Source organism: Nocardia sp. NPDC004722, assembly GCF_053601505.1.
Genome location: NZ_JBSGBY010001131.1, coordinates 1 through 1,001 on the forward strand (window position 1 = coordinate 1; position 1,001 = coordinate 1,001).

Below are 1,001 nucleotides of genomic sequence, written 5' to 3' on the forward strand. Positions count from 1 at the left end.
GCGGTCGGCATGATGCGCACCGCGCCCGGCGCGGGCCCCGGCTACATGGGATACGGCGGCCGCTGGCGCCTCACCGACGGCGTGCTGCGCCACCTGATTCTGGTCTCCTCCCGCCCGGACTGGGTGGGCGCGGAACAGATTCGGGTGGCCGAGCTGGCCGACGACCTGCTGACCATCCGCACCGACCCCGACAACGGCCGCATCGTGCGGTGGCGCAAGACCGGCGGCATTCCTGCCGCCACACCGATCGATCTCCACTCCGAGAAGGAACAATGAACCTCACAGCAGTACAGGAGCGTCATGCGCTTCGAAGGTAAGACCGCGCTGATCACCGGATCCAGCGAAGGCATCGGCTTCGCCATCGCGGCCGCACTGGTCGCCGAGGGCGCGAAAGTGATCCTGACCGCGCGGCGGGAAGCGGCCCTGACCGCGGCCGTCGGGCGGCTCGGGGCGGGGGCGTCGTGGTCCAGTGGGGACATCTCGGCCCCGGAAGCGGCGCGCCGGGCCGTCGACCACGCCCTCCAGATCGGCGACAGTCTCGATCTGGTGGTGTGCAATGCCGGAATCCTCATTCCCGGTGTGGTTTTCGCGCAGCCGATGGAGGAGGTCGACCGCGTCATCGACGTGAATCTGCGCGGCACCATCGCCACCGTCGCCGCGGCCGCGCCGGCGCTGGCGAAACAGCCGTCCTCGGCGATCGTGGTGATCTCCTCGTCCATCGGCCGCAAGCCCGCACCGGGCACCGGGATCTACGGGGCCACCAAGGCGGCCCTGCACTATCTGGTGCCGACGTGGGCGAGTGAATTGGGGCCCATGGGGATTCGCGTCAACGCCGTGTGCGCGGGCATCACCGAGACCCCCGGCTTCCGCGCGGGTGCGGAGGCGATTCCCGGGCTCGAACAGGCCGTGCTCGCCACCAATGTGGTCAAGCGCATCGCGACCGCCGAGGAGGTGGCCGGACCGGTGCTCACCCTGCTGGACTCCGCCGCCAGCGGCTTCGT

The 1,001-nt window shown here is 70.3% G+C and carries 2 protein-coding genes; both read left to right on the forward strand.

Annotated elements, in window-relative coordinates; all coding sequences use genetic code 11:
• The coding region (locus tag ACWELQ_RS46305) for a lipocalin-like domain-containing protein (RefSeq protein ID WP_452403289.1) at window positions 1-276 on the forward strand (276 nt) is incomplete at its 5' end.
• 24 nt (window positions 277-300) lie between these two features.
• Window positions 301-1,001, forward strand: a 701-nt coding sequence (locus ACWELQ_RS46310) for an SDR family NAD(P)-dependent oxidoreductase (protein WP_452403290.1), incomplete at its 3' end; no start/stop codon positions are given.